19 protein-coding genes are annotated in these 22,583 nt (G+C 76.0%); 2 read left to right on the top strand and 17 right to left on the bottom strand.

Going from position 1 to position 22,583, the window contains the following annotated elements:
* The first annotated feature begins 75 nt into the window (after nt 1–75).
* Entirely contained in the window at nt 76–1,110 is a 1,035-nt protein-coding gene (locus tag AC07DW_RS25530; protein WP_478860017.1) for a DNA topoisomerase IB, read from the top strand.
* On the opposite strand, the gene AC07DW_RS25535 is transcribed toward AC07DW_RS25530, so the two are convergent.
* A complete protein-coding gene (locus AC07DW_RS25535; protein ID WP_478860018.1) occupies nt 1,111–1,854 on the bottom strand; it encodes an SDR family oxidoreductase in 744 nt (247 codons plus the stop codon).
* A gap of 414 nt (nt 1,855–2,268) precedes the next feature.
* On the opposite strand from AC07DW_RS25535, the gene AC07DW_RS25540 reads away from it, so the two are divergent.
* On the top strand, nt 2,269–3,495 hold the full coding sequence (locus AC07DW_RS25540) for an MFS transporter (RefSeq protein ID WP_478860041.1): 1,227 nt from the start codon (nt 2,269–2,271) through the stop codon (nt 3,493–3,495).
* A gap of 168 nt (nt 3,496–3,663) precedes the next feature.
* Here AC07DW_RS25540 and rfaE2 read toward each other — a convergent pair whose 3' ends face one another.
* The 16 genes from rfaE2 to AC07DW_RS25620 form a co-directional block, all read right to left on the bottom strand.
* On the bottom strand, nt 3,664–5,064 hold the full coding sequence (rfaE2, locus tag AC07DW_RS25545) for a D-glycero-beta-D-manno-heptose 1-phosphate adenylyltransferase (RefSeq protein WP_478860019.1): 1,401 nt from the start codon (nt 5,062–5,064) through the stop codon (nt 3,664–3,666).
* Nucleotides 5,061–5,738, bottom strand: a complete 678-nt coding sequence (locus tag AC07DW_RS25550) for a D-sedoheptulose-7-phosphate isomerase (RefSeq protein WP_478860020.1) — start codon at nt 5,736–5,738, stop codon at nt 5,061–5,063. The genes rfaE2 and AC07DW_RS25550 overlap by 4 nt, the downstream gene beginning before the upstream one ends.
* Before the next feature lie 81 nt (nt 5,739–5,819).
* Nucleotides 5,820–7,034: a glycosyltransferase gene (locus AC07DW_RS25555; protein ID WP_478860042.1), complete on the bottom strand. Its 1,215-nt coding sequence runs from the start codon at nt 7,032–7,034 to the stop codon at nt 5,820–5,822.
* Nucleotides 7,035–7,222: 188 nt separating this feature from the next.
* Nucleotides 7,223–8,188, bottom strand: coding sequence for a glycosyltransferase (locus AC07DW_RS25560; protein WP_478860021.1), 966 nt, complete (start codon nt 8,186–8,188; stop codon nt 7,223–7,225).
* Nucleotides 8,189–8,203: 15 nt separating this feature from the next.
* The gene (locus AC07DW_RS25565) at nt 8,204–9,871 is read right to left on the bottom strand and encodes a carbamoyltransferase family protein (protein ID WP_478860022.1); all 1,668 of its coding nucleotides are present in this window, start codon (nt 9,869–9,871) and stop codon (nt 8,204–8,206) included.
* A gap of 65 nt (nt 9,872–9,936) precedes the next feature.
* Nucleotides 9,937–10,905: an NAD-dependent epimerase/dehydratase family protein gene (locus AC07DW_RS25570; protein ID WP_478860023.1), complete on the bottom strand. Its 969-nt coding sequence runs from the start codon at nt 10,903–10,905 to the stop codon at nt 9,937–9,939.
* A 523-nt stretch (nt 10,906–11,428) separates the two neighbouring features.
* Entirely contained in the window at nt 11,429–12,523 is a 1,095-nt protein-coding gene (locus AC07DW_RS25575; RefSeq protein ID WP_478860024.1) for a carboxylate-amine ligase, read from the bottom strand.
* A 57-nt stretch (nt 12,524–12,580) separates the two neighbouring features.
* Entirely contained in the window at nt 12,581–13,477 is an 897-nt protein-coding gene (locus AC07DW_RS25580) for a glycosyltransferase family 2 protein (protein ID WP_478860025.1), read from the bottom strand.
* The gene (locus tag AC07DW_RS25585) at nt 13,474–14,370 is read right to left on the bottom strand and encodes a glycosyltransferase family 2 protein (RefSeq protein WP_478860026.1); all 897 of its coding nucleotides are present in this window, start codon (nt 14,368–14,370) and stop codon (nt 13,474–13,476) included. Before AC07DW_RS25585 ends, AC07DW_RS25580 begins: the two co-directional genes overlap by 4 nt.
* Nucleotides 14,367–15,374: a glycosyltransferase family 9 protein gene (locus AC07DW_RS25590; protein WP_478860027.1), complete on the bottom strand. Its 1,008-nt coding sequence runs from the start codon at nt 15,372–15,374 to the stop codon at nt 14,367–14,369. The genes AC07DW_RS25585 and AC07DW_RS25590 overlap by 4 nt, the downstream gene beginning before the upstream one ends.
* Complete coding sequence (locus AC07DW_RS25595) at nt 15,371–16,378, bottom strand: glycosyltransferase family 9 protein (RefSeq protein WP_478860028.1); 1,008 nt, start codon at nt 16,376–16,378, stop codon at nt 15,371–15,373. The genes AC07DW_RS25590 and AC07DW_RS25595 overlap by 4 nt, the downstream gene beginning before the upstream one ends.
* Complete coding sequence (locus AC07DW_RS25600) at nt 16,375–16,980, bottom strand: D-glycero-alpha-D-manno-heptose-1,7-bisphosphate 7-phosphatase (protein WP_478860029.1); 606 nt, start codon at nt 16,978–16,980, stop codon at nt 16,375–16,377. The genes AC07DW_RS25595 and AC07DW_RS25600 overlap by 4 nt, the downstream gene beginning before the upstream one ends.
* On the bottom strand, nt 16,977–17,978 hold the full coding sequence (locus AC07DW_RS25605) for a glycosyltransferase family 2 protein (RefSeq protein ID WP_478860030.1): 1,002 nt from the start codon (nt 17,976–17,978) through the stop codon (nt 16,977–16,979). Before AC07DW_RS25605 ends, AC07DW_RS25600 begins: the two co-directional genes overlap by 4 nt.
* A 143-nt stretch (nt 17,979–18,121) precedes the next feature.
* Nucleotides 18,122–20,296: a S9 family peptidase gene (locus AC07DW_RS25610; protein ID WP_478860031.1), complete on the bottom strand. Its 2,175-nt coding sequence runs from the start codon at nt 20,294–20,296 to the stop codon at nt 18,122–18,124.
* Entirely contained in the window at nt 20,269–22,053 is a 1,785-nt protein-coding gene (locus AC07DW_RS25615; RefSeq protein WP_478860032.1) for an N-acetylglutaminylglutamine amidotransferase, read from the bottom strand. The genes AC07DW_RS25610 and AC07DW_RS25615 overlap by 28 nt, the downstream gene beginning before the upstream one ends.
* Before the next feature lie 359 nt (nt 22,054–22,412).
* Entirely contained in the window at nt 22,413–22,583 is a 171-nt protein-coding gene (locus tag AC07DW_RS25620; protein ID WP_478860033.1) for a hypothetical protein, read from the bottom strand.

Consider the following 22,583-nt stretch of genomic DNA (forward strand, 5'->3'; position numbering starts at 1 on the left):
GCGCCTGCCCGACCACCACCGCATCAGCGGACTCCCCGCCGGCCCGGCGTCCGTCGGCATGACGAAGAGGAACCGTTGCGACTCCACCACAGCCGCCCCACCGACCCCGGCCACCGCCGCCTGCGCCACGGCCGGGGCTTCCGCTACACCGACCCCTCCGGGAACCCCCTGCGCGACCCGGCGGAAATCGCCCGCATCAAGGCCCTGGTCATCCCGCCGGCCTGGCAGGACGTCTGGATCTGCGCCAGACCCAACGGCCACCTCCAGGCCGTCGGCACCGACGCCGCCGGACGCCGCCAGTACCTCTACCACCCCCGGTTCCGGGCCGAACAGGAGCAGGCCAAGCACGAGCACGTCCTGGACGTCGCCCAACGGCTCCCCGCCGTCCGCGAGGAGGTCGAGGCACACCTCGGCGACCGCGGCCTCACCCGGCGGCGCGTCCTCGCCACCGCCGTACGCCTGCTCGACCTCGGCTTCTTCCGCATCGGCAGCGACCGCTACGCCGAACTCAACAACAGCTACGGCCTGACCACCCTGCTGCGCGAACACTCCGCCTGCCAGGCCGGTACCGTCCTCTTCACGTACAACGGCAAGCACGGCAAGGAGATCGTCCGCACCGTGGCGGACCCCGCCGCCTGCCGCACCCTCACCGCCCTGCTGCGCCGCCGGGGCGGTGGGGACCGGCTCCTCGCCTACTGGGACCGGCCCGCCTGGCGCGACGTGAACGGCGAGGACGTCAACGCGTACCTCAAGGAGATCGCCGGGCTGGAGATCTCCGCCAAGGACTTCCGCACCTGGCACGCCACCGTCATGGCGGCCATCGCGCTCGCCGTCTCCGAATCCGTCGCCCGCAGCGAGACCGCCCGCAAACGCGCCATCGCCCGGGCGGCCCGCGAGGTGTCCGGATACCTCGGCAACACCCCCGCCGTCTGCCGCGCCTCCTACATCAACCCGCGCGTGATCGAGCTGTACGAGGAAGGGATCACCATCGCCCCGGCCCTGCCCCGCCTCGGGGACGAGGGCACCTACGGCATCCCCGCCACGCAGGGGCCCGCCGAGCGGGCCGTCCTGCGGATGCTGCGCACCGGACGCCCGCCCGGCAAGGGCTGATCACGGCCAGGACGGCTCCGTGCGCGGCACCACCACCAGCTCCGGCACCGCGCTGCCCGCCGGGACCGACAACGCGTACAGCACCGTGTCCGCGACGATGTCCGGGCTCTGCAGCATCGACACGTCGGCGTCGGGGAACCGCTCCAGGATGAACGGCGTCTCCATGCCGCCCGCGATGATCCCCGTCACGCCGATGCCCGGGCAGTCCCGCTGCGCCTCCTGGAACAGCGTGTGCGTGAACGCCCGCAGACCGGACTTCCCCGCCGCGTAGGGGCCGGCCTCGGTCCAGGTGCGGTTCGACGCGGTGGACAGGATGTTCACGATGTGACCGCCACCCCGGGCGATCATCCGGCGGTACGTCTCCAGGCACAGGTACATCGGCCCCAGCAGGTTCGTGGTGACCACCCGCGTCACCTCCTCGGCCGTCAGGTGCTCGATCGGCTTGGAGACGTCCACGGCCGCGTTGTTGACCAGGATGTCCACCGCCTGGCCGTCCCCCTCCAGCTCCCGGAACACCTCGGCGACGGCCCCCGCGTCCGTCACGTCCAGCTCCACGAACCGGGCGTCCCTCCCGTCCTGCGCCAGCTCCTCGCACAGCTCCCGTGCCAGTTCCTTGCGCACGTCCGCCACGAGGACGGACGCTCCGGCGCCGGCCAGCGCCCGGGTGATCGACGCACCCAGTCCGCGCGCCCCGCCGGTCACCAGCGCCTGTTTGCCCCGCAGCTCGACCCGTACTCCGCCCATGTCCGCTCCTCCGCCTTCCGCAGTCCTTGCCTCCCACTGTGGCCCGCGCCACTACGCACGGCACGCCGGACGATCACTGTGAGCAAGCACACCAGAAGGATCGAAAGCCCAGGTCAGCCCGGAAGAAGCCGTTCGGTGCGACGCCCATCGGGTCCGTTGGCCCCTTCGGGGCACCGGCCCCTCTGCCACCATGGTCGACGCTGCGGGACCGCCTCCTACGAGGCACGCAGCAGCAGACAGATCCGGTGGACCGGCCGTGCAGTGCAGCAGGCGCCTCACTTCCGCCGAATTCCGCCATCCGAGTCCACCGGCTCGTCACCCCCGTAGCGCACCGTGCCTTCTCGCTCCATGCCCCCTGCCCCCGCCCGCCCGCGCGCCGACCACTCGCCGTGGCGCTCCCTCAGCTACCGCAGCATGCGCTGGTGGTCCGTCGCGAACCTGGTGTCCAACGCCGGTACGTGGATGCAGCTCACCGTGCAGAACCTGCTGGTCCTCCAGATCACCGGCTCCGCCGCCGCCACCGGCCTGTCGCTCTCCGTCCAGGCGGCGCCCGGCCTCCTCATGGGCGTCGCGGGCGGCGCCGCCGTCGACCGCTGGCCCCGCAAGCTGACGGCGGCCGTCAGCCAGGTGCTGCTCGGCGCCGTCGCCTTCACCACCGCGCTGCTCATCGCGTTCGACCAGCTCGGTCTGGGCGCCCTGATGGCGCTCGCGGCCGTCACCGGCCTCATCGCCACCGTCGACGGGCCGGCCTGCGCCCTGCTCGGCAACGACCTGGTCCGCCCCGAGGACGCGCCGTCCGCCATCGGCGTCGGATCCCTGGTCGGCAACGCGGGCCGGCTCGCGGGCGCCGGCCTCGCGGGCCTCGCCGTCGGAGTCTTCGGCACGGCCGCCGCGTACGCCGCGAACGGCGTGTCGTTCCTGCTCGTCGCCGCCGTCATCCCGTTCCTGCGCCCGGTGGCGACCGCCGCCACCCGGTCCGCACCGGCCGCGACGCCGGACGACGCCATGACCGTCCGCGAGGGCCTGGCCTTCTTCGCCCGCCGCCCACGGCTGGTCGCCCTCGCCGGCATCACCGGTATCAGCGCGGTCCTCGGCCGGAACTACGGGCTCACCCTCGCGGTACTCGTCACCGGACCGCTCGCCGGCGGGGCGGGCGACTTCGGCACGGTCTCCGTGGCCCTCGCCGTCGGCGGCATCATCGGTGCCGTCCTCGGCGCCCGGCTCCGCAAGCCCTCCGTACGGCTCGTGGGCGCCCTGGCCGCGGCGGGCGCACTGCTCCAGGCCGTCGCCGGGCTCTCGCCGTCGATCGCCGTCCTGCTGGTCCTCGTGCTGCCGATGGCCGTCGCGGAGTCGGTCTCCGACACCGCCGGCACGACCGTCCTCCAGACCGACCCGCCCGCCCACCTGCGGGGCCGCGTGCTCGGCGTGTGGGGCAGCGTCAGAACCGTCTGGGGTCTGGCGGGCCCGCCGGCGCTCGGCCTGCTGATGGAACTGGCCGGAGCGCGCGGCGCCCTGGTGACCGGCGGCCTGCTCACCGCCGCCGCGATCGGCGCGGGGCACCTCCTGCGCCGCCGCCGCGTCCCGGAGCCGGTCGTGACGCCGCTCCTCGCGCCCCGCCCGGCGCTCTCGACGGCGGCCTGACGCCCCCACCCATCCGGACACACCCGCTGCCAGGGCACCGTGCCACGGGGCGCCGCCCCGGTCCCGTCGCGCCCACCCGTCCCGCCCCAGCGGGACGACCGCCCACAACGGGAGCGGACCGGGTCGCCGGGGGCACCGCCCCCGGGGGACCGTGGCCGCGGCCGGGGGTCAGCGGCCCGGGGGGCGGATGGGGGCCGCCGACTCGGCCGCGCGGCGGGCCAGCAGCGTCGTGGAGCGGCCGTCGAGGTACGGCAGCACCACCGCCTGGCCGCCCCACGTACGCAGGACCTCCGCCTCCGGCAGGTCCTCCGCCGAGTAGTCGCCGCCCTTCACCCAGACGTCCGGCCGCAGCCGGCTCAGCAGCTCCGAGGGCGTGTCCCCGTCGAAGACGGCGACCGCGTCCACGCTGCCGAGGCCCGCGAGCACCCGCACCCGGTCGGGCAGCGGGTTGAGGGGCCGGCCGGGGCCCTTCAGACGCTCCACGGACTCGTCGGAGTTCACGCACACGATGAGGCAGTCGCCGATCCGGCGGGCACTCTCCAGCAGACCGACGTGGCCCGCGTGCAGCAGGTCGAAGCAGCCGCCCGTCGCGACCACCGTTCCGCCCCGAGCCCGCACCTGCTCGGCCAACAGGAAGGGGTCGGTCTCCGGCACCTCCCGGATCGCGGCCGACAGCGGCGTACGCCACAACGACGGGTTGCCCGCGCCGCCGGCCGCGACGAACGCGGCGGCCTCGGCCACCGCCCGCTGCACGGCCTCCTCCGGCAGGGCGCCGTCCGCCAGCGCGGCGGCAGTCGCGGCGGCGAAGCAGTCACCGGCACCGCACGCGTCACCCTCCGCCCGGTACGGCGCGGGGACGAGCATCGGGGTCGCGGCGCCCGGCCGCGTCAGCAGCACGCCCCGGTCGCCGAGGGTCACGGCCACGGTCGCCACCCGCCAGCGCTCCGCCAGGTCGGCGCCCCGTTCCGCGAACGCGCGCAGTGAGTCCCCGTCACCGCGGCACAGCGCCATCGCCTCGGCGGCGTTCGGCGTGACGACCCGCGAGCCGGGCACCGGCGTGTCGCCCCTGAGGTGCGGGTCCCACACCACGGGGACCTTGGGCGCGACGGCCGCCAGGTGTTCCCGTACCGCGCTCGCGGTGTGCCGCCCGTAGTCGGCGACGAGCACCGCGTGGGCCTGCCGGAGCGTGTCGCGCACCGCCGCGTCGGGCTTGCCCGGGTCGCCGCCGCCGCGGTCGATCCGCACCAGCGGCCGGCCGGACGCCATCACCCGGGTCTTCACCGGCAGGGTGCCGTTCAGGGGCAGTTCCACCAGCCGGACCCGGCCGCGCAGCGAACGCCGTACCGCCTCGCTGGCCGGGTCGTCGCCCAGCGCGGTCACCAGCACCACGTCCCGCCCGCCGCGCGTGGCGAGCGCGGCGGCCAGCCCGGCGCCGCCGGGGCGGCGCTGGTCTCCGGTGACGTCGACCACCGGGGCGGGGGCGTCCGGCGCCAGCCGGGTGGACACGCCCTCGATGTCCTCGTCCAGCAGGACGTCGCCCACGACGACCAGGGGCTTGTACTCGCTCATGACATCCTCCGCCGGACCGCGACCGGCGCCGCCGCGCCCGCCGCCCGAGTGGGCCGTCCCGCCCTGCCCGTCCGCGCCGTTCCGGCGTCGAGCGCCGCGTCGAACGACTCGCACAGCAGGTGCACGGCCACGAGGTGGGTCTCCTGGACGGTCGCGGTCGAGCCGGCGTCGACGCACAACGCCTCGTCGGCCGCCTCCGCCAGGGGGTTGGGCCGTGGACCGGTCAGCGCCCACACCCGGAGCCCGGCCTGCCGCGCGGTGACGGCCGCCGCGATCAGGTTGGCGCTGCCGCCCGACGTGGACAGCAGCACCAGGACGTCACCGGGACGGCCGTGCGCGGCCACCTGCCGGGCGTACACCTGGTCGAACCCGTAGTCGTTGCCGATGGCCGTGACGCTGGAGGTCTCGGCGTGCAGCGAGATGGCCGAGAAGGCGGGCCGTTCCCGCTGGTAGCGGCCGACCAGCTCGGCGGTGAGGTGCTGGGCCTGCGCGGCGCTGCCTCCGTTGCCGGCGGCCAGCAGACGGCCGCCCATGGGGAGGACCGCCGCGAGGTGGCCGCCCCATTCCGCGATCCGTTCCAGATGGTGGCGCCGGAGCCGGTCGAGCGCGTCCTGCAGCGCCCGGCAGTGCTCGTGCGCCGCTTCGAGGGTGGGGGGAGCGAGGGGATCGTTCATGGCGTTCGGGCGTACCGCGTTCCTGCGGAACGGCGGCGGGGCCCACACCTCCTTCGGACTTCGTCGGACCGGTGGACCGGGTCAGGCCACGCCCGTCACGGCGGGCCGGGCGGCGAGCACCGCGGCGTACTCCTTCTCGGTGGCCGCGGCGACCCGCGCCCAGCCGTACCGGCTCAGCACCCTGCGGCGGCCGGCCGCGCCGCACGCCGCCCGCAGGGCCGGGTCGGCGAGCAGTTCTCCGACCGCGCGGGCCAGCGCGTCGGGGTCCCGGGGCGGCACCAGGCGCCCGGTCTCCGGGTCGTCGACGGTGTCGAGCTGCCCGCCGACGGCGCTGGCGACCACCGGCCGCCCGCACGCCATGGCCTCCAGCGGCACGATCCCGAACGGTTCGTAGTCCGCCGGGCACAGCACCACGTCCGCGCTCCGCAGCAGTGGCGCCACGTCCTCGGGCGTCACGCCGCCGGTGAACCGGACGCGGTCCGCGACGCCGGCGAGCCGGGCGATCTCCCGCAGCCGGCGTATCTCCGGGTCGTCGTGGAGCCGGTCGGCGGGAGGGCCGCCGACGACGAGCAGCTCGGTGTCCGGCAGCCGGGTCAGCGCCGTGATGGACACCGCCGCGCCCTTGCGGGGGACCAGCCGCCCCAGCTGGAGCAGCCGGTAGCGGTGGCCGCCGTCCCGTGCGGCGGCCGGGCCCCCGGGGTGGAACACCTCGGTGTCCACGCCGCACGGCACGACGCCCACCTTGGCAGCGGGTATGCGCATCCGGCCGAGTTCGTAGACCTCGTCGTGGCAGGTGGCGATCACCCGGTCGCAGCCGAGGCCCACCTCGCGTTCGAGGGCGACACGTTGCGGCGGGCTGGTGTCGGCCTGCTTCTGGTGCCGCCGCTTCACGGTGCCCAGCGCGTGGTACGTGTGCAGGAACGGCAGACGCGCCTCCCGGGTCGCCCGCAGGGAGGCCACGCCGGACATCCAGAAGTGAGAGTGCACCAGGTCGGGTGCCCGGCCCCGCCACTCCCGGGCCATCCACAGGCCGAAGTCCGCCATGTACGGCAGGAGTTCGTCCTTCGGGATGGGCTCCGGCGGCCCGGCCGGGACATGACGCACCTCGACGCCGGGACGCAGCATCACCCGGTCGGGCAGGTCCCGCGCGTCGCGCCGGGTGTACACGGTGACGCGGTGGCCGCGGTCGGCGAGGGCGCTCGCGAGGCGGGCGACGTGGACGTTCTGGCCGCCCGCGTCGACGCCGCCCAGCACGGCGAGCGGACTCGCGTGCTCGGACACCAGCGCGACGGACATCCCGCGGCCGGCGGGCCCGCCGGGGCCGAACGCGGCGGCGTCCAGCGCCTCGACGGCCTCGGCCTCCGCGCCGATGTCACCGAGCGGGTCGAGGTCACCGAGCGCGTCGAGCGCGCCGAGGTCGGCGGGGCTGGGGCCGGGGCGCCGGTCCGGGCCGGTGTCCACCGGCTCCAGGGGATCGAGGGATGTCATGAGCGCACCTCCGTCATCACGCGCTCCCAGTCGTCCAGGAAGCGTTTGAGCCCGTACCGTTCGAGCACCGCCTGGCGGGCCCGCGCGCCGTCCTCGGCGGCGGCCTCCGGCTCGTCGAGATAGCGCCGGGCGGCCCGCGCCAGCACCTCGGGCCGCGTCGACAGCGTTCCGGCACCCGCCGGGACCGCCTCGATCGCCTCCGTCGTGGCCAGCGCCACGACCGGCATGCCCAGGTGCATGGCCTCCAGCAGGGACAGGCCCAGCGACGTCCAGCGGATCGGGTGCAGGTACAGCCGGCGCTCCGCCATCGCCGCGTGCAGCTCGCTCTGCGGCAGGTCGGTGCTGCGGCACCGCTCCTCGGGTACGCCCAGATGCCCGGCTAGACCCTCGGTGCGCATGCCGAACACGTCCAGCGGTGCCGCCTCGGACAGCGCGGGCAGCAGGTCCGTGCCGGTGTACCGGCCGCGCCGCACCGGCTCGTTGACCACGACCGCCGCCCGCGCCAGGCGCCCGGTGTACAGGTGCCCCGGGTCGACGATGCCGTGTTCGACGACCTCGGTCCGGGTGGAGCCGTTGTCCCAGAAGAGCCGGTTGAAGTGGGTGACGTGGACCAGCGTCACGTCGTCCCGGTCGGCGCACGGATGCCGGGTGTCGGGCACGTCGCCGTCGGGGGCGTTGTGCTCCAGGTACACCGCCGGCACGTCACGGCCCGGACGGCGACCGCCCAGCCAGCGCTCGGCCAGGTCCCACTCGTGCGGGCGCTGGAGGACCACCAGGTCCACCTGGGTGTCCCGCAGCCGCTCGGGCGTCACCTCCCGCACCGAGCCGGGCCACGTGAAGGTACGCGCCCGGCCGAGCCCGTCCGGCCCCCGGTCGGGGGTGACGGGCACCAGGTAGGTGTGGGGCCCCTGGACGAACGCCGTCGTCCACGACCCGTGCACATGCCACAGCAGGATGTTCATCGCCGTCTCCTCCCGTCACCGCGCGGCGTCGTCGGTGTCGTCGGAGCGGAAGAAGTCCCCGCGCCGGACCGCGTACGGGCCGATGGCCAGCAGGTCCACGGGCGACGAGCCGAAGCACTCCAGGGCGTCGCGCGGGTCGTCCACCATGGGCCGGCCGGCCGTGTTGAGGCTGGTGTTGACCACCACCGGCAGCCCGGTGCGCCGCTCGAACTCCGTCAGCATCCGCGCCACCAGCGGCTCGGTGCGCCGGTCCACCGTCTGGATCCGCGCCGTGCCGTCGACGTGCACCACGGCCGGGATGCGGTCCCGCCACTCGGGCGCCACGTCGTGCACGAACAGCATGTACGGGCTCGGGATCACCCCGTCGAAGATCTCCGGCGCCCGCTCCGTCAGCACCATCGGTGCCACCGGCCGGAACTGCTCACGCCCCTTGACGTCGTTGAGCCGCTCCAGGTTGCCCGCGTGCCCCGGGTGCGCCAGCAGCGAGCGGTGCCCGAGGGCTCTGGGGCCGAACTCCGAACGCCCCTGGAACCAGGCCACGATCGCGTTGTCCGCCAGCGCCTCGGCCACCGTCTCCGCGATGTCCGCCGGCCGGTCGAACGGCACCGCGGCCGTCTTCAGCCAGGCGCCGAGCTCCGAGTCGGACCAGTCCCGCCCCAGGTCGGCACCCGGCATCGGGTCCGGGTCGTCGCCGCCGCCCGCCGCGAGCAGCAGCGCCCCGCCCAGCGCCGTACCGGCGTCACCGGCGGCGGGCTGCACCCACACCCGGTCGAACGGCCCCTCGCGGGCGATCCGCGCGTTGGCCACGCAGTTGAGGGCCACGCCCCCGGCGAGCGTGAGGACCCGGTCGTGGGTCCGGCCGTGCAGCCAGCGCACCAGGTCCAGCAGCGTCTCCTCCAGCAGGGCCTGCGCGCTGGCGGCGATGTCGGCGTGGTCCTGCGTCCACGCCTCGTCCGGACGGCGGCGCGGGCACAGTTCCGCCCACGGCACCCCGGTCGCGTGGAATCCGCCGTCACCGGTGGGGTACACGTACCGGCGGAGCTCCGGCAGCATCCTGGGTCTGCCGTGCGACGCGAGCGCCATCACCTTGAACTCGTCGGACGAGCGCAGGAAGCCGAGGTGGTCGGTGAGTTCCTCGTAGACCAGCCCCAGCGAGTGCGGCAGGTCCTGCGCGTACAGCGCCTCCAGCCGGTCGTGCACCCGGCGCGCCGCGAGGTGCGAGGCCCGTTCGCCCCGTCCGTCGAGGACCAGCACCGAGGAGGTGCCGGCGCCCTCGGCGGCGAACGCGCCGGACGCCGCGTGTGCCATGTGGTGCGGTACGAAGCGGACGATGTCCGGGTCCAGGCCCGGCAGCGCCGTCCTGAGGAAGCCGGGCGCCTCACGCGCGTACGTCAGCCGCAGGTGGTCCCACGGGTCGTCCAGGCCCATCTCGTCGGCGGGCCGGGCGAGGCCGGGGTCGAAGGAGTACGCCACCGCGTCCAGGTCCTGGGGGCGCAGGCCCGCCCGCTTCAGGCACCAGGCGGCGGCCTTCTCGGGCAGTTCCCAGGCGGAGAACGGCAGCGGCCGCTTCCCGTGCTTGCGGCGCGAGAACCGCTCCTCCTCCGTGGCGGCGACGGTGCGGCCGTCGACGACCAGCGCGGCGGCGGGATCGTGGAAGAGGGCGTTGATTCCGAGAATGCGCATGGGGTCCCAGGCCTTTCGGCGAGTCGGGGTGGCGGCGGGCCGGGGGGCCGGCCGGCGGCGGGGGGTCAGGACCGGGAGTCCTCGTGGTCGCGGAACCAGGCGATGGTGCGCCGCAGGCCCTCCGGGGCGTCGACGCGCGGCTCCCATTCGAGCTTGTCGCGGGCGAGCGTGATGTCGGGGCAGCGCACGGCCGGGTCGTCCGTCGGCCGTTCGATGAAGCGGATCTCCGAGTCGGAGCCGGTGAGCCCGATGACGAGCCGGGCCAGTTCCAGCATGGTGATCTCGGTCGGGTTGCCGATGTTCACCGGGCCGCGCAGCCCGTGGGCCGCCGCGGCGAGGATGCCGCGCACGGTGTCGTCGATGTAGCACAGCGACCGCGTCTGGAGCCCGTCACCGGTCACGGTGAGGGGCTCGCCGGCCAGCGCCTGGCGCACGAAGGTGGGGACGGCCCGCCCGTCGTGGCCACGCATCCGGGGCCCGTAGGTGTTGAACAGCCGGACGATCCCGGCGTCCGTGCCGTGCACCTCGGCCTCCGCGGTGGTGAGCGCCTCGCCGAATCGCTTGGCCTCGTCGTACACGCTGCGCGGCCCCACCGGGTTGACGTTCCCCCAGTACCGCTCGTTCTGCGGGTGCTGCTGGGGGTCGCCGTACACCTCGGAGGTGGAGGCGAGGAGGAAACGCGCCTCGGAGCGGTGGGCGAGGGCCAGCGCGTGGCGGGTGCCGAGGCTGCCGGTCTCCAGCGTGTGCAGCGGCAGGCGCAGGTAGTCGGCGGGAGAGGCGGGCGAGGCGAAGTGGAGCACCAGGTCCGGTGGGCGGTCCACGGAGAACGGCTCGGACACGTTCGCCTCGACGAGGGTGAAACCGGGGTGGTCGAGCAGCCCGGATATGTTCTCCGGCCGCCCGGTGCTGAAGTCGTCCACGCAGGTGACGGCCGCGCCCGAGTCCAGCAGGGTGTGGCACAGGTGCGAACCGACGAAGCCGGCACCGCCGGTGACGACGGCGTGCTCCCAGCTGCGCGAGAAAGCGGTGTTCATGCGGTCTCCTCCGGACGGGGTGCGGATCGCGGGGCGGACGCGAACGGCGGCCGAGTGCCCCTTGCACCTGCGACCAGGCTGGGCCGAACGGGGGCCGGGGGCGCGGTGGTCTGAGCCGTTGGAGTGGTCACCGACGGTGAGCACGGCGTTGAGCAGCGCGCCTGCCGTGCGTCCCGCGTGCGCCCGTCGCGGCGGGCGGGCCGGGTCCGGGACGTGCGGCTCGACGTGACGGGACCGCGCGAGCGGGGTCCCGGAGCCGGGCACCATGCCCGCCCGGCGCGTGCCGGACCGCGGCAGCCGCCGGGCGATACGCGTAGCGGGCGCCCGGGGTGCTGGTCGCGCCCCCGCACAGGAGCGGGGCGCAGCCGGAAGTGGCTCCCGGCGCCCTCGCATGACGCGGGCAGGACGTCGGGCGGCACGGCGGTGCGTTCGGCGAGTTCGCCGCGGCGGTTCGTACGCCAGGGGTCCCGGGCGGACCGACCGCACGGGCCCGCCGGGGGCGGCCGCCCCCGGCGGCGCCGGATCAGGGGGCGACGGTCTCGCTGGTGATCAGGTCGACCAGGGCGGGCAGGCCGCCCTCGGCGAGCGCACGGCGCTGCTGGTCCGCCGGGGTGCCCTGCTGGAGCAGCCGATGGACCAGCGAGGTCACCTCCCGGGTGTCGCCGGCCTCGTCGAGCGCGGGTGTGACGTGGTCGAGCAGCATGACCAGCACGTCGCCGGCCCGGCGCGCCCTGCCCTCCGGGTCCAGCAGGCGTCCGCTCAGACCGTGGCGGGCGGCGTGCCAGTTCGACGCCTGGAGCAGTTCCGGCGGGCACTGCGGCAGCGGCAGGCCCGCCTTCTCGTCCCGAATGGCCGTCGCGATCAGGCCACGCACGATCCCGGCGAACATGACCGCCGTGTCGGCGCGCAGCTGCACGTCCGCGCAGCGCACCTCGACCGTCGGGTACTTGTCGGACAGCCGTGCCTGCCAGTACAGCTGGCCGGTGTCCGTGATGATCCCGGTGTCCAGCAGCGTCTGTACGCGCCTCTCGTGATCCTCCAGCGAGGTGAAGCAGGGCGGCGGCCCGCTGACCGGCCAGCGCCCGAAGATCACCGTGCGCCAGCTGGCGAAGCCGGTGTCCTTGCCGTCCCACAGGGGCGAGTTGGCCGACATGGCGACCAGGACGGGCAGCCAGACCCGTATGCGGCTCAGGACGGCGACGCCCATCTCGCGGTCGGGCACGGCCGCGTGCACATGCATCCCGTTGACCAGCTGTTCGGCCACGAGCTGCGGGGCCTGGGAGCGCATCGCCAGGTAGCGGGCCTTCTGGGTGACCGGCACCGGCGCCGGCTCCCGGTAGGGGGCGGTCGCGCAGGCGGCGATCCGGCAGCCGTTCTTCTCCGCCGCCGTGCCGAGCGCGTGGCGCAGCCGCAGCAGGTGGCCGCCGACCTCCTCCAGGTCGGTGCACACCGGCGTGGCGATCTCCACCTGGGCCTGCAGGAGCTCCGACTGGACCTCCGCGTCCTCGATGATCGGTTCCAGACCCGCCGCCGCGCGCACCTGTTCCGCGAGCGGTACCGGCAGGCATGTGTCCGGATCGAGCAGCAAGTACTCTTCCTCGACCCCAATGGTGATCATGTCGTCCCGGGTACCCTCTGAACCATCGGATGAATCGGACATCGTCGCTCCGCCTGGTCAGCTCGTGCGATCGCCCACATGGCGCCGCGCCGTCGACGTGCGCCGGGCCCACACCAGCGCCGTCAGCCGCGCCACCACCGCCGGCGGGACGACCCGCCGCTTCCGCAGCACCCAGGGCAACGCGGCGGTCGCCTGGCCGAACGCCCGCAGCGAGGCCCGGTCGCGAGGCACCGTACGCGCCAGGTGCGGCGTCCGGCCCAGCGCCGGGAGCACCGGTCTGCGCGGCCGGCAGAACCACAGCGCGTCGCGCGGCCCGTGCCCCCGCCGCGAGCCCCGGGCCGGCGAGGGCGCGTGATGGACGACCGTCCGGTCCACGCACGCCAGCCGCCAGCCCCGGGCCGCCGGATCCGTGGCGAGCGGTTCCTCCTCGCCGCCCAGCCGGAGCCGCTGACTGAACCCACCCGCCGCGAGGGCCGCGTCCCTGCGCGGCACGGTCGCCGCGAGGAACGAGCCGAGCGCGGGGCCGGGCAGCCAGTCCGGGTCGGGCGGCGAGTCGCGCGACCCGGCCACGATCGGGCCCGCCCGGCCGCCCGGCCGGACCGGGATCCGCGCGGTTACCGCCGCCAGCCCGTCGTGCCGGTCCAGCACGTCAGCCCCGCACGCCGGCGCCCCCGGTCGCCACCGGGAGTCGTCGTCGCAGAAGGCGGCGTACGGCGTACGGGCCCGGGGTACCGCGAGATCGCGGCCCACCGCGCCCGGGTTCCGGCCCGGCCTCGGCACGGTGACGGCCGGGTGGCGGCGGGCGACGGCCTCGGCGGTGCCGTCCGTCGAGCCGATGGCGGTGACCATCACGGGCGGGCGCTCCGGCAGCGCGGCGAGTTCTCGGAACGTACGCAGCAGCTCGTCGCGCGGGCCGCGCGTGATCACGACGACCGTCGTGCGGGGATCCGTCACGGCACGGCTCCTTCCAGGGCCTGAACGTCCAGCCGGCGAGCCGCCTCCTCCACGGCGGCCGGGAGCGGCCGGCGCTCCCGCAGCGCGGCCGGCAGCCGCTCCAGCAGGGCGCGCAGCGCGTCCCTGGCCGCCGGGTCACGGCGCGCCCGCGCGGCGAGCCCGCCGGTGTGCCGCAGCGCCACGGCCAGGGGGCGGCGCAGCCAGGCGGTGAGCGCGGCGTTGCGCAGCTGGACGGCGGACCGGCCCGGCCGCACCCCGCCCAGCGGGCTGTGCACGGCCACGACGCCGGGGGAGTGGCACACCCCCCAGCCGCGGGCGGTCAGGTCGTACGCGAGCAGCGTCTCCTCACCGCCCACGAAGAAGATCGGGTGGTACCCGCCCGCTTCGAGGTAGGCCTCCCGCCGGGCGACGGCGGCGCACGCGAGGAAGCCCAGCACCGGCGGCCCCGGCAGGTCGGGGGCGGGGTCGAGCGGGGAGGCGGCGAGCAGGTCGTTGAGCGGGTCGGGGTCCCCGTCCGGGGCGACCCGGACGCGCGCGGCGAGCAGCCCCAGCCGCGGGTGGTGGTCCAGCAGGTCCGCCGCGCGCGCCAGCGCTCCCGGCTCCCACCACGAGTCGTCGTCGCTGAACGCCACGTAGGGCGTCCGGGCGTGCCGGACGCCGAGGGTGCGGCCGGGGGCCCCGAGGTTGCGTCCCGCGGCCAGCACCGTCACACCGGGGTGGCGGGCGGTGACGGCCTCGGCCGTGCCGTCGGTCGAGGCGTTGTCGACGACGATCACCGGCGGCCGCTCGGGCAGCCCGGTGAGGCGGTCCAGGGCGCCCAGCAACTGACCGCGCCGGTTGTGGGTGATCACGACGAGGCTGGTACGGCTGTCGCCGGTCTCGGGGCTGGTCACGGCCGGGGCACCTCCGGGTGGTCGAGCAGGGCCTTCAGGACGTCGTCCGGCCCGATGCGCAGCAGCTGGGGGTCCGGCTCCTGCCCGTGCGGGTCACCGGGAGGGCCCAGGTGCCACAGCGCCACGTGCCGCGTACCCGGCGGAGGCCCCCACAATCGGGGTGAAACCGGTCCGAAAAGGGTGACGGACGGCGTACCGTACGCCACCGCCAGGTGGGCGATCCCGGTGTCGCCGCTGACCACCGCGGCGGCCTCCGCGAACAGGGCGCCCAGCCGGTCGAACGGCAGCCCGCCCCGGAAGGCGCGCACCCCCTCTGCGTCCCCCGCCGCGCCCGCCGCCCCGGAGGGCCCCGCGCCGTCCCCGTCCGCACGGACCGCCCAGGACAGCACCCGGTCCAGCAGGGCGTCCTCACCCGGCCCGCCGGTCAGCACCACCCGGTGACCGCGCCGCCGCAGCCCCCGCACCACCGCCGCGTACCGCTCCGCCGGCCAGCGCCGCGACCCGGAGTCGGCGCCCGGGTGCACGACGACCGCACCCGGCGCGGGGGAGGCGACACCCGGCGCCGCCAGCCGCACGTCGCCGGGGTCGGCCGGGATGCCGTACCACTCCAGGAACCGGCACCAGCGGGCCCGCTCGTGCTCGTCGGCCGTCCACGCGGGGCCCGCGATCTCCGGCGTGCCGGGGTGCGCGAACGCCAGCAGGCGGCCCGGCCGCAGCCGTTGCAGCAGCCGGTGGCTCGGCGGCCCGTTGCCGTGCAGGTCGACCGCCACGTCCGGCGGCGGTCCCCTCCAGTCCAGCCGCGCCGGTACGGCCCGGCCGGGTGCCGACGCCGGCAGCAGCCGGTCGACCGCCCCGGACGCCGCCGCGGGCGCCGCCAGCTGCTCCGGCGCGGCGAGGACGATCTCGTACGCCGGGAAGGCGCGCCGCAGCGCCCGCAGCGCCGGGACCCCCGCCAGCAGGTCGCCCAGGCCGAGCGCCCGCAGCACGAGCACTCGCCGCCTCACGCGCCGTCCTCCAGCAGTTTCTCCACGGCCGTCACCACGTCCTCGGCCGTCACCTCGTCCAGGCACGGGTGCCCCGGCACCGGGCACTCCCGGGCCCTGGTCTCCGCGCACGGCGCCCGCTGGTCGCCCAGCAGCACGTGGGGCACGCCGTACGGGCCCCAGCGCCCGGCCGGGACGACCGGCGAGAACAACGACACGATCGGCGTGCCGACGGCCGCCGCCAGGTGCGCCGGGCCGGTGTTGCCGACCACCACCGCACCGGCCGCCGCCAGCACCGCGGCCAGCTGCGGCGGCTCCGTCCGGCCGCCCAGGTCCAGCCCGTCCCGGCCCGCGACCAGCGCGGTCAGTTCCCGTTCGTCGGGCCCGCCCGTGACGACCACCCGGTGCCCGGCGCCGGCCAGCAGCCGTACCGCGTGGGCGCACCGCTCGGGGCTCCACCGCCGGGCCGCCACGCTCGCGCCCGGGTGGACCACGACGTACGGCCCCGGCCCGGTCAGGCCGGGCGCGCCGGGCGCGTGCCGCACGCGCAGCCGCCCGTCGTCGTCCGGCGGGCGGGGGAACCCGGCGGCCTCGGCCAGGTCCAGCGCGGCCCGCGCCTCATGGGCACCCGGCGCCCTGTGGTGGCGGACGTCCAGCAGTGAGCCGGGGGCGTCGACGCTGTCGGCGGCGATGTGCCCGACACCGGCCATGCGCAGCAGCAGCGCGGCGGGGAGCGGGCTCTGGTGGAACGAGGTGAGGACCAGCGCGGCGTCCGCGCGGACGGCGGCGACCCGGTCCACCACCCGGTCGATGTCGGCGCGCTCCACCGGTGGCGGGCTGAACCCCACCCAGGGGGCGTCCCACACCAGGACCTCGTCCACGCCCGGCAGCAGCCGCGCGGCCGGAGCCCCGCGCGGCCCGCACAGCAGCGTCACCCGGTCCGCCCGGCCGGCGACCGCCCGCACGGCGGGCCCGGCGAGCAGAACGTCCCCGAAGCTGTCGAGGCGCACGACCACGGCCCTCATCCCCGCCCCCCGGACCCCGCCGCCCGCTCGCCGGCCGTGACCGCGTGCCCCGCCGCCCGCTCGCCGGCCGCGCCCGCGCACGGCTCCTCGTGAAGCACGTGCCGTACCGCGCCGAGCAGGTCGGCGCACACCACCGGCGCGGCAGCCACCTCCACCGGCAGGGTCCGTGCGGTGGGCACCAGCACGCCGCGCGCCCCGGCCGCCAGCGCCGCGCCCATGTCGGCGCCGATGTCGCCGATCAGGACGCAGTCCTCGGGCCGTACGCCCAGCAGCCGGGCCACATCCGTCACCAGGCCGGGCGCCGGCTTGCGGCAGCCGCAGCCGTCCTCGGGGGCGTGCGGGCAGTACGCCCACGCGTCGAACGGGCCCAGCAGCGCGTCCACCCGGGCGTTGACCGCCCGCACCTGGGCATCGGTCAGCAGGCCCCGGCCGATGCCCGACTGGTTGGACACCACCGCGGTCCGGATCCCGTGCTCCCGCAGCAGGCGCACCGCTTCGGAGGCGCCCGGCATGGGCCGCACCCGCTCCGGGTCGCCGTTGTAGGGGACGTCCTCGACGAGTGTGTCGTCCCGGTCGAACAGCACCGCCGACGGGCGCGTCACAGGGCGCCGTCCCAGCTCTCCGCCGACCGGTGGCGCAGCTCCCCGGAGAGCCGGTGCCAGACCGCGACGGCCGGGATCACCGCGCTCGTCGCGGCCATCGTGACGATCTCGTTCGGTGTCCGTGGCCCGGGGGCGATCCGCGCACGGGTGAACTCCGCGGTTCCCAGCACCCATCCCGCCGCCGCGAGCAGCGCCGCCCGGCGGCGTCCCGCGGCGGCCAGGAGCAGCGCGCCGGCGCCCGCCGCGGCGACCGCCGCGTGCCGCCGGATCCGGCCGCGCGGCGCGGCGGCCCGCTCCCACCAGTCGGGGCCGTGCAGCCGCTTCATCAGGGCGTCGTCGGCGTTGCCCCGCTGGAGCCGGACCGACACCCACCGGTCGGCGGGCCGCACCGGGTGGTCGGTGCGCCGCTCGCCCCGGACGATCCGCCATCCCGCGTCGACGACCCGCAGCGCCAGATCGGCGTCCTCGCGGAACGCCCGCGGGAACCGCTCGTCGAAGCCGCCGACCGACGCGAGCACCTCGGTGCGGTACGCCATGTCGGCGGTGACCCAGAGCGCACCCTGGAGGCCCGCCGTGTTGCGTTCCCAGTCGGTGGGGCGCCGGTCGGCGGGCAGCGGCACCCGGACGACCCCCTGCACGCCGCCGGTGTCGGGGGAGGCCTCCGCCAGGTCGCGGACCAGCTGCTCGCGCCAGTGCGGCCCGACCCGTACGTCGTCGTCGAGGAGCACCGTCCACGGCTCGTCCACCGCGCGCGTCCCCGTGTTGCGGGCCGCCGCCGGGCCCCGCCCGCCGCTGCGCAGGACCACGGCCCGGTCCGCGAGGTGCCCCAGCGCGTGCAGTGGCAGCGGGTCGCCGGGCGGGCCGGGGCGGTCGTCCACCACCAGGATCCGGCTCGGCTCGGGCCCCTCGCAGGAGGCGAGCGCGGCGAGGCAGTCGGCGAGGCAGGGGCGTCCGATGGTGGGGACGACCACGGCGTACGAGGCCATCGAGGGGATCATGCTCCGCGCCTCCGCAGTCTCGGTCGGGTTCCGGAGTCCGTACGGAATGCCCGTGTCCGGTCACTTTAAGCCGATACGGTGGTCACCGCACGGGGTCGCCGACCGGGCCCCGGAGGCGCCCGGGCCCGCCCTCGCTCCTCCGCTCAGCCGGTCAGATGGCGCTCCAGCCAGTCCGCGGCGGCGCGCCGGAACAGCCGCCGGTTGTCCGCCCGCCGGAACTCGTGCCCCTCCTCGCGCAGCATCAGCAGCTCCGCGGCGTGCCCCCGCTCCCGGGCGGCCCGGACGATCTGCTCCGACTCGCCCGGCGGCACGTTGGTGTCGTGCTCGCCGTGCACCGCCAGCAGCGGAACGCGCAGCTCGTCGACGCGGCTCATCGGGGACAGCGCGCGCAGCAGTTCCCGGTCCCGCTCCGGATGGCCGTACTTGTGGGCCGCCGATTCGGCGATCCACGGCTCCGTGCCGGCGAAGAACGTCGCGAAGTCGGACATGCCGCACACCGCGACGCCCGTGCGGAACAGGTCCGGGTGCCAGACCAGCGAGGCCAGGGTGAGGTAGCCGCCGTACGAGCGCCCCATCACCGCGAGCCGCGTCGGGTCGGCGCGCCCGGACAGGACCACATGCGCCGCGCAGTCCGCGACGTCCGCGATCGCGGCGTACCGCCCGGTGCCGAGATCGGCGTCCACGAAGGACCGCCCGTAGCCGGAGGAGCCCCGCACGTCGGGGGCGAACACGTCCAGGCCCCGCCCGGTCAGCTCGTGGTACAGCGGCTCGAACACCGGCCGTTCCTGTTCCTCCGGACCCCCGTGCAGGTGGATCACGCACGGTGCGGGACGCCCCTCGGCGCGCCCCGGCGCCCGGTAGTACCAGCCGCCCAGCACCAGCCCGTCCCGTGCCCGGGGCCGCAGCGGCGCCGGACGCACCGGCGGCCGGCCCGGAGGCACGGCGTCCTCGTCCCGCGAGGACCAGGGCGTGCGCGCGGGGGACGCGCCGCGGGGCAGCCACCACACGCCGGGGCGCCGCTGCGAGCCCGACAGGGCCAGCACCAGCCCGCCCGGCCCGGCCCGGCCGATCCGGGTGACCACCTCGTGCGGCAGGGCCACGTCCTGCGGCGGTGCGGTCCCGGTGGCGCCGCCCCAGGGCGCGGTCCCGGTCGCGTCGCCCCACGGCGACGTCCCGGTCGCGTCGCCGCCGGGTGCGGACGCGGCGGTTACGGCCGCCGGGAGGCCGAGGGTCTGGAACGCGCTGGCGCCGCGCACGTTCCAGGCCAGCGCGGCGGTGTGCCCCTCCTCGGCGAACGCCAGCAACTCCAGGTCGCTGCCGTCCCGCTCGGCCAGCACCGACAGACCGGTTCGCCGGCCCTCGTCGTCCAGCCCGGCGGCCAGCAGCGCCGCGAACTCCCGCTCGTGGTCGCTGCGCAGCCACACCGTCCGGCCGTCCGGCGAGAAACGGCCGATCCACGGGTCGCCGTCGGCCACCCGCAGCACGGACCCCGTGCCGAGGTCGGCGGTGCGCACCACCATGGCCTCCCGCCGTCCGCGCGGCCCCCGGCGCACCAGCGCCAGCCGCCCGTCCTGGCTCACGTCGCACACCCGGAGCGTCGCGGCGCCGCTCTCGGCGGCCACCAGCACGGGCGAGGCCAGCCCGTCGGGGTCGACCAGGTAGGCGCTGAGCCGGTCCCGCACGGCGCCGTCGAGCGACGCCCCGCCGGGCCGCGGGCCCGCCTCGCCCCGGCGCGCGCCGCCCAGCAGGGTGGCGTGCCCGTGCCGGTCGGCCCAGTCGGGCGGCAGCTCCCCGAACACCTCCCGTTCCGGTGCGGCGGCGTCCTCGCGGACGAGCCGGCCGAGCTCCGGCGGCGGTTCGGCGACCGTGACCGCCACGGCCGAGCCGTCGCGCGTCCAGCAGCCGAGGTACGCCGAGCTGCCGGCGTCCGCGCCCGCCACGATCCGGCGGCCGGTGCCGTCCGGGCGTACGCACAGCACCCGGGTGTGCTCGCCGCCGCCGGGCGCGACCGTGTAGGCGATCCAGCGCCCGTCGGGCGACCACGCCACCTCGGTGACCGGGTCCGGGTCGGCGTCGAGCAGGTGGAGGTCCGGCCCGTGGACCGACCCGTGCACCGGTCCCGTCCAGAGCTGCGGCACCCCCGTGCGGTCGCAGATGAACGCCACGTGCTCGCCGGTGGGGTCGGCCGACGGGTACCAGCAGCCGTGCGACACGAGCGGCTGCGGGGTGTCCCGGGCGCCGGCCGCGTCGGCGAGCGGCACCAGGAGAGGTGCCGCCGACGAGGCCCCGGTCAGCTGATCCTGTGCGTCTGCAGCCATATCTCCAGCAACGCTACGTGCCACAGGGCGTTCGCCCCGCGGTTCGTCCGGTGGTCGTCGGGGGCGGCGAGCAGCTCGGCGAGGTACTCCTCGCGGAAGAGGCCGCGCGCCTTCGCCTCAGGGGCGTTCAGCGCCTGCCGAACCCGTTCGAGGACGGGGCCCGCCATGTGGCGGATGGCCGGAACCGGGAAGTACCCCTTGGGACGGTCGACGACCTCGCGGGGCAGCAGCGCCCGCCCGGCGTCCTTCAACACGCCCTTGCCGCCCTGCGCCAGCTTCAGCTCCGGCGGGCAGGCCGCGGCCAGCTCCACCAGCTCGTGGTCGAGGAAGGGCGTGCGGGCCTCCAGGCCCCAGTCCATGGTCATGTTGTCGACCCGCTTGACCGGGTCGTCCACCAGCATCACGTGCGTGTCCAGCCGCAGCGCCGCGTCCAGGGCGGTCTCGGCGCCCGGAGCGGCCATGTGCTCGTGGACGAACCGTCCGGAGACGTCGTGGTCGGTGAGCAGGTGGGGCTGGAGGATGCGGGCCATGTCGGAGTGCGGCCGGTCGAAGTAGACCTCGGCGTACCGCTCGGGCTCGCGCTCCCGCTCGACGGCGGCCATGTCGGGATACCAGCGGTAGCCCGCGAACACCTCGTCGGCGCCCTGACCGCTCTGGACGACGCTGACCTCCTTGGACACCAGCTCGGACAGCAGGTGGAAGGCGACCACGTCATGGCTGATCATGGGCTCGCTCATCGCCGCGACGGCTCCGTCGAGGGCGGTCGACACCCGGTCGGAGGGCACCATCAGCTGGTGGTGGTCGGTCTCGTACCGCCGGGCGATCAGGTCGGAGTAGGTGAACTCGTCGCCCTCCTCGCCGCCCTCGGCCTCGAACCCCACGCTGAACGTCGCCAGGTCCTTCTGGCCCTCCTCGGCCAGCAGGCCCACGATCAGCGACGAGTCGAGCCCGCCGGAGAGCAGCACGCCGACCGGCACGTCGGCGACCATCCGCCGCCGTACCGCCTTGCGCAGCGCGTCGAGCACCGCGTCCCGCCAGTCACCGGCGTCCATCCCGGCGAACTCGGGGCGCCGGGTGTACGACGGCTGCCAGTAGCAGCGGTCGGTGTACGAGCCGTCCCGCTCCACCACCCGCACCGTCGCGGGCGGCAGCTTGCGGACCCCGGCGAGCACCGTGCGCGGCGCCGCCACGGTGGCGTGCCAGCTGAGGTACTGGTGCAGCGCGACCGGGTCGAGCGAGGTGTCGACCCCGCCGCCGGCGAGCAGGGCGGGCAGGGTCGAGGCGAACCGCAGCCGGCCGGGTGTCCGGCTCAGATACAGGGGCTTGATGCCCAGTCGGTCCCTTGCCAGTACCACCCGGCCGGTGTCGTTCTCGACGATGACGAACGCGAACATGCCCATGAAGTGGTCGACGCAGTCGGTGCCCCACTGTCTGTAGGCCTTCAGGATCACCTCGGTGTCCGAGGTGGAGAAGAACCGGTGCCCCAGGGCGCACAGCTCGTCGCGCACCTCCTGGTAGTTGTATATGCACCCGTTGAACACCCCGGTGAGCCGGGCCTCGGTGTCCGTCATCGGCTGCGCGCCGCGCTCCGACAGATCGATGATCTTCAGGCGGCGGTGCCCCAGCGCCACGGGTCCCTGCGACCAGATGCCCCGGCCGTCGGGGCCGCGGGCCGCCAGCCGGTCCGTCATGCGTTCCACCGCGGCCACGTCCGGCCGCCGGTCGTCGAAGCGGATCTCACCGCTCAGCCCGCACATACGGCACCCCCCAGCGCATCGGGGACCTCAGCGTCCTCCTCGACCCCATGTGAATCAATCACCACAACTCCTCCAAGACGGGGAGCGGGCATCTGCCTGCCGCTGGTTCCGGCTGTTTCCGGCCGCCCGCTCCGTACCGGCGGGTGCCCCGTTGATCGCGGAGCATTCCTGGCCGCACCGTCACCGGTCGTGACGGCGCACCGCTCCGCCCACCGGGCCGCCGGCCCGGTGGCCACCCCCGCGACCCCCGCCGCCCGGCGGCGGGACACCCGGACGTCACGGCCGGTGATGGCGCGGGCAGCGGGGGGGGGGGGGGGGGGGGGGGGGGGAGCCCCCCCCCCCCCCCCCCCGGTACCGCCTCATCCGGGGTGCCTCTCCTCACCGGGCTCCGCCTGCTCCTCCTCGGTGGCGAGGCGCTCGCCCTCGGCCTGGGACGGAGTCGAACGGGCCACGTCGGGGTGTTCGTCCACGCCCGGCTCCCGCTCGCCCTCCGCCTGTGAGGGGGTCGGATAGTCCCACGCATCACTCAT

It is taken from the genome of Streptomyces sp. NPDC045701, from assembly GCF_056432045.1.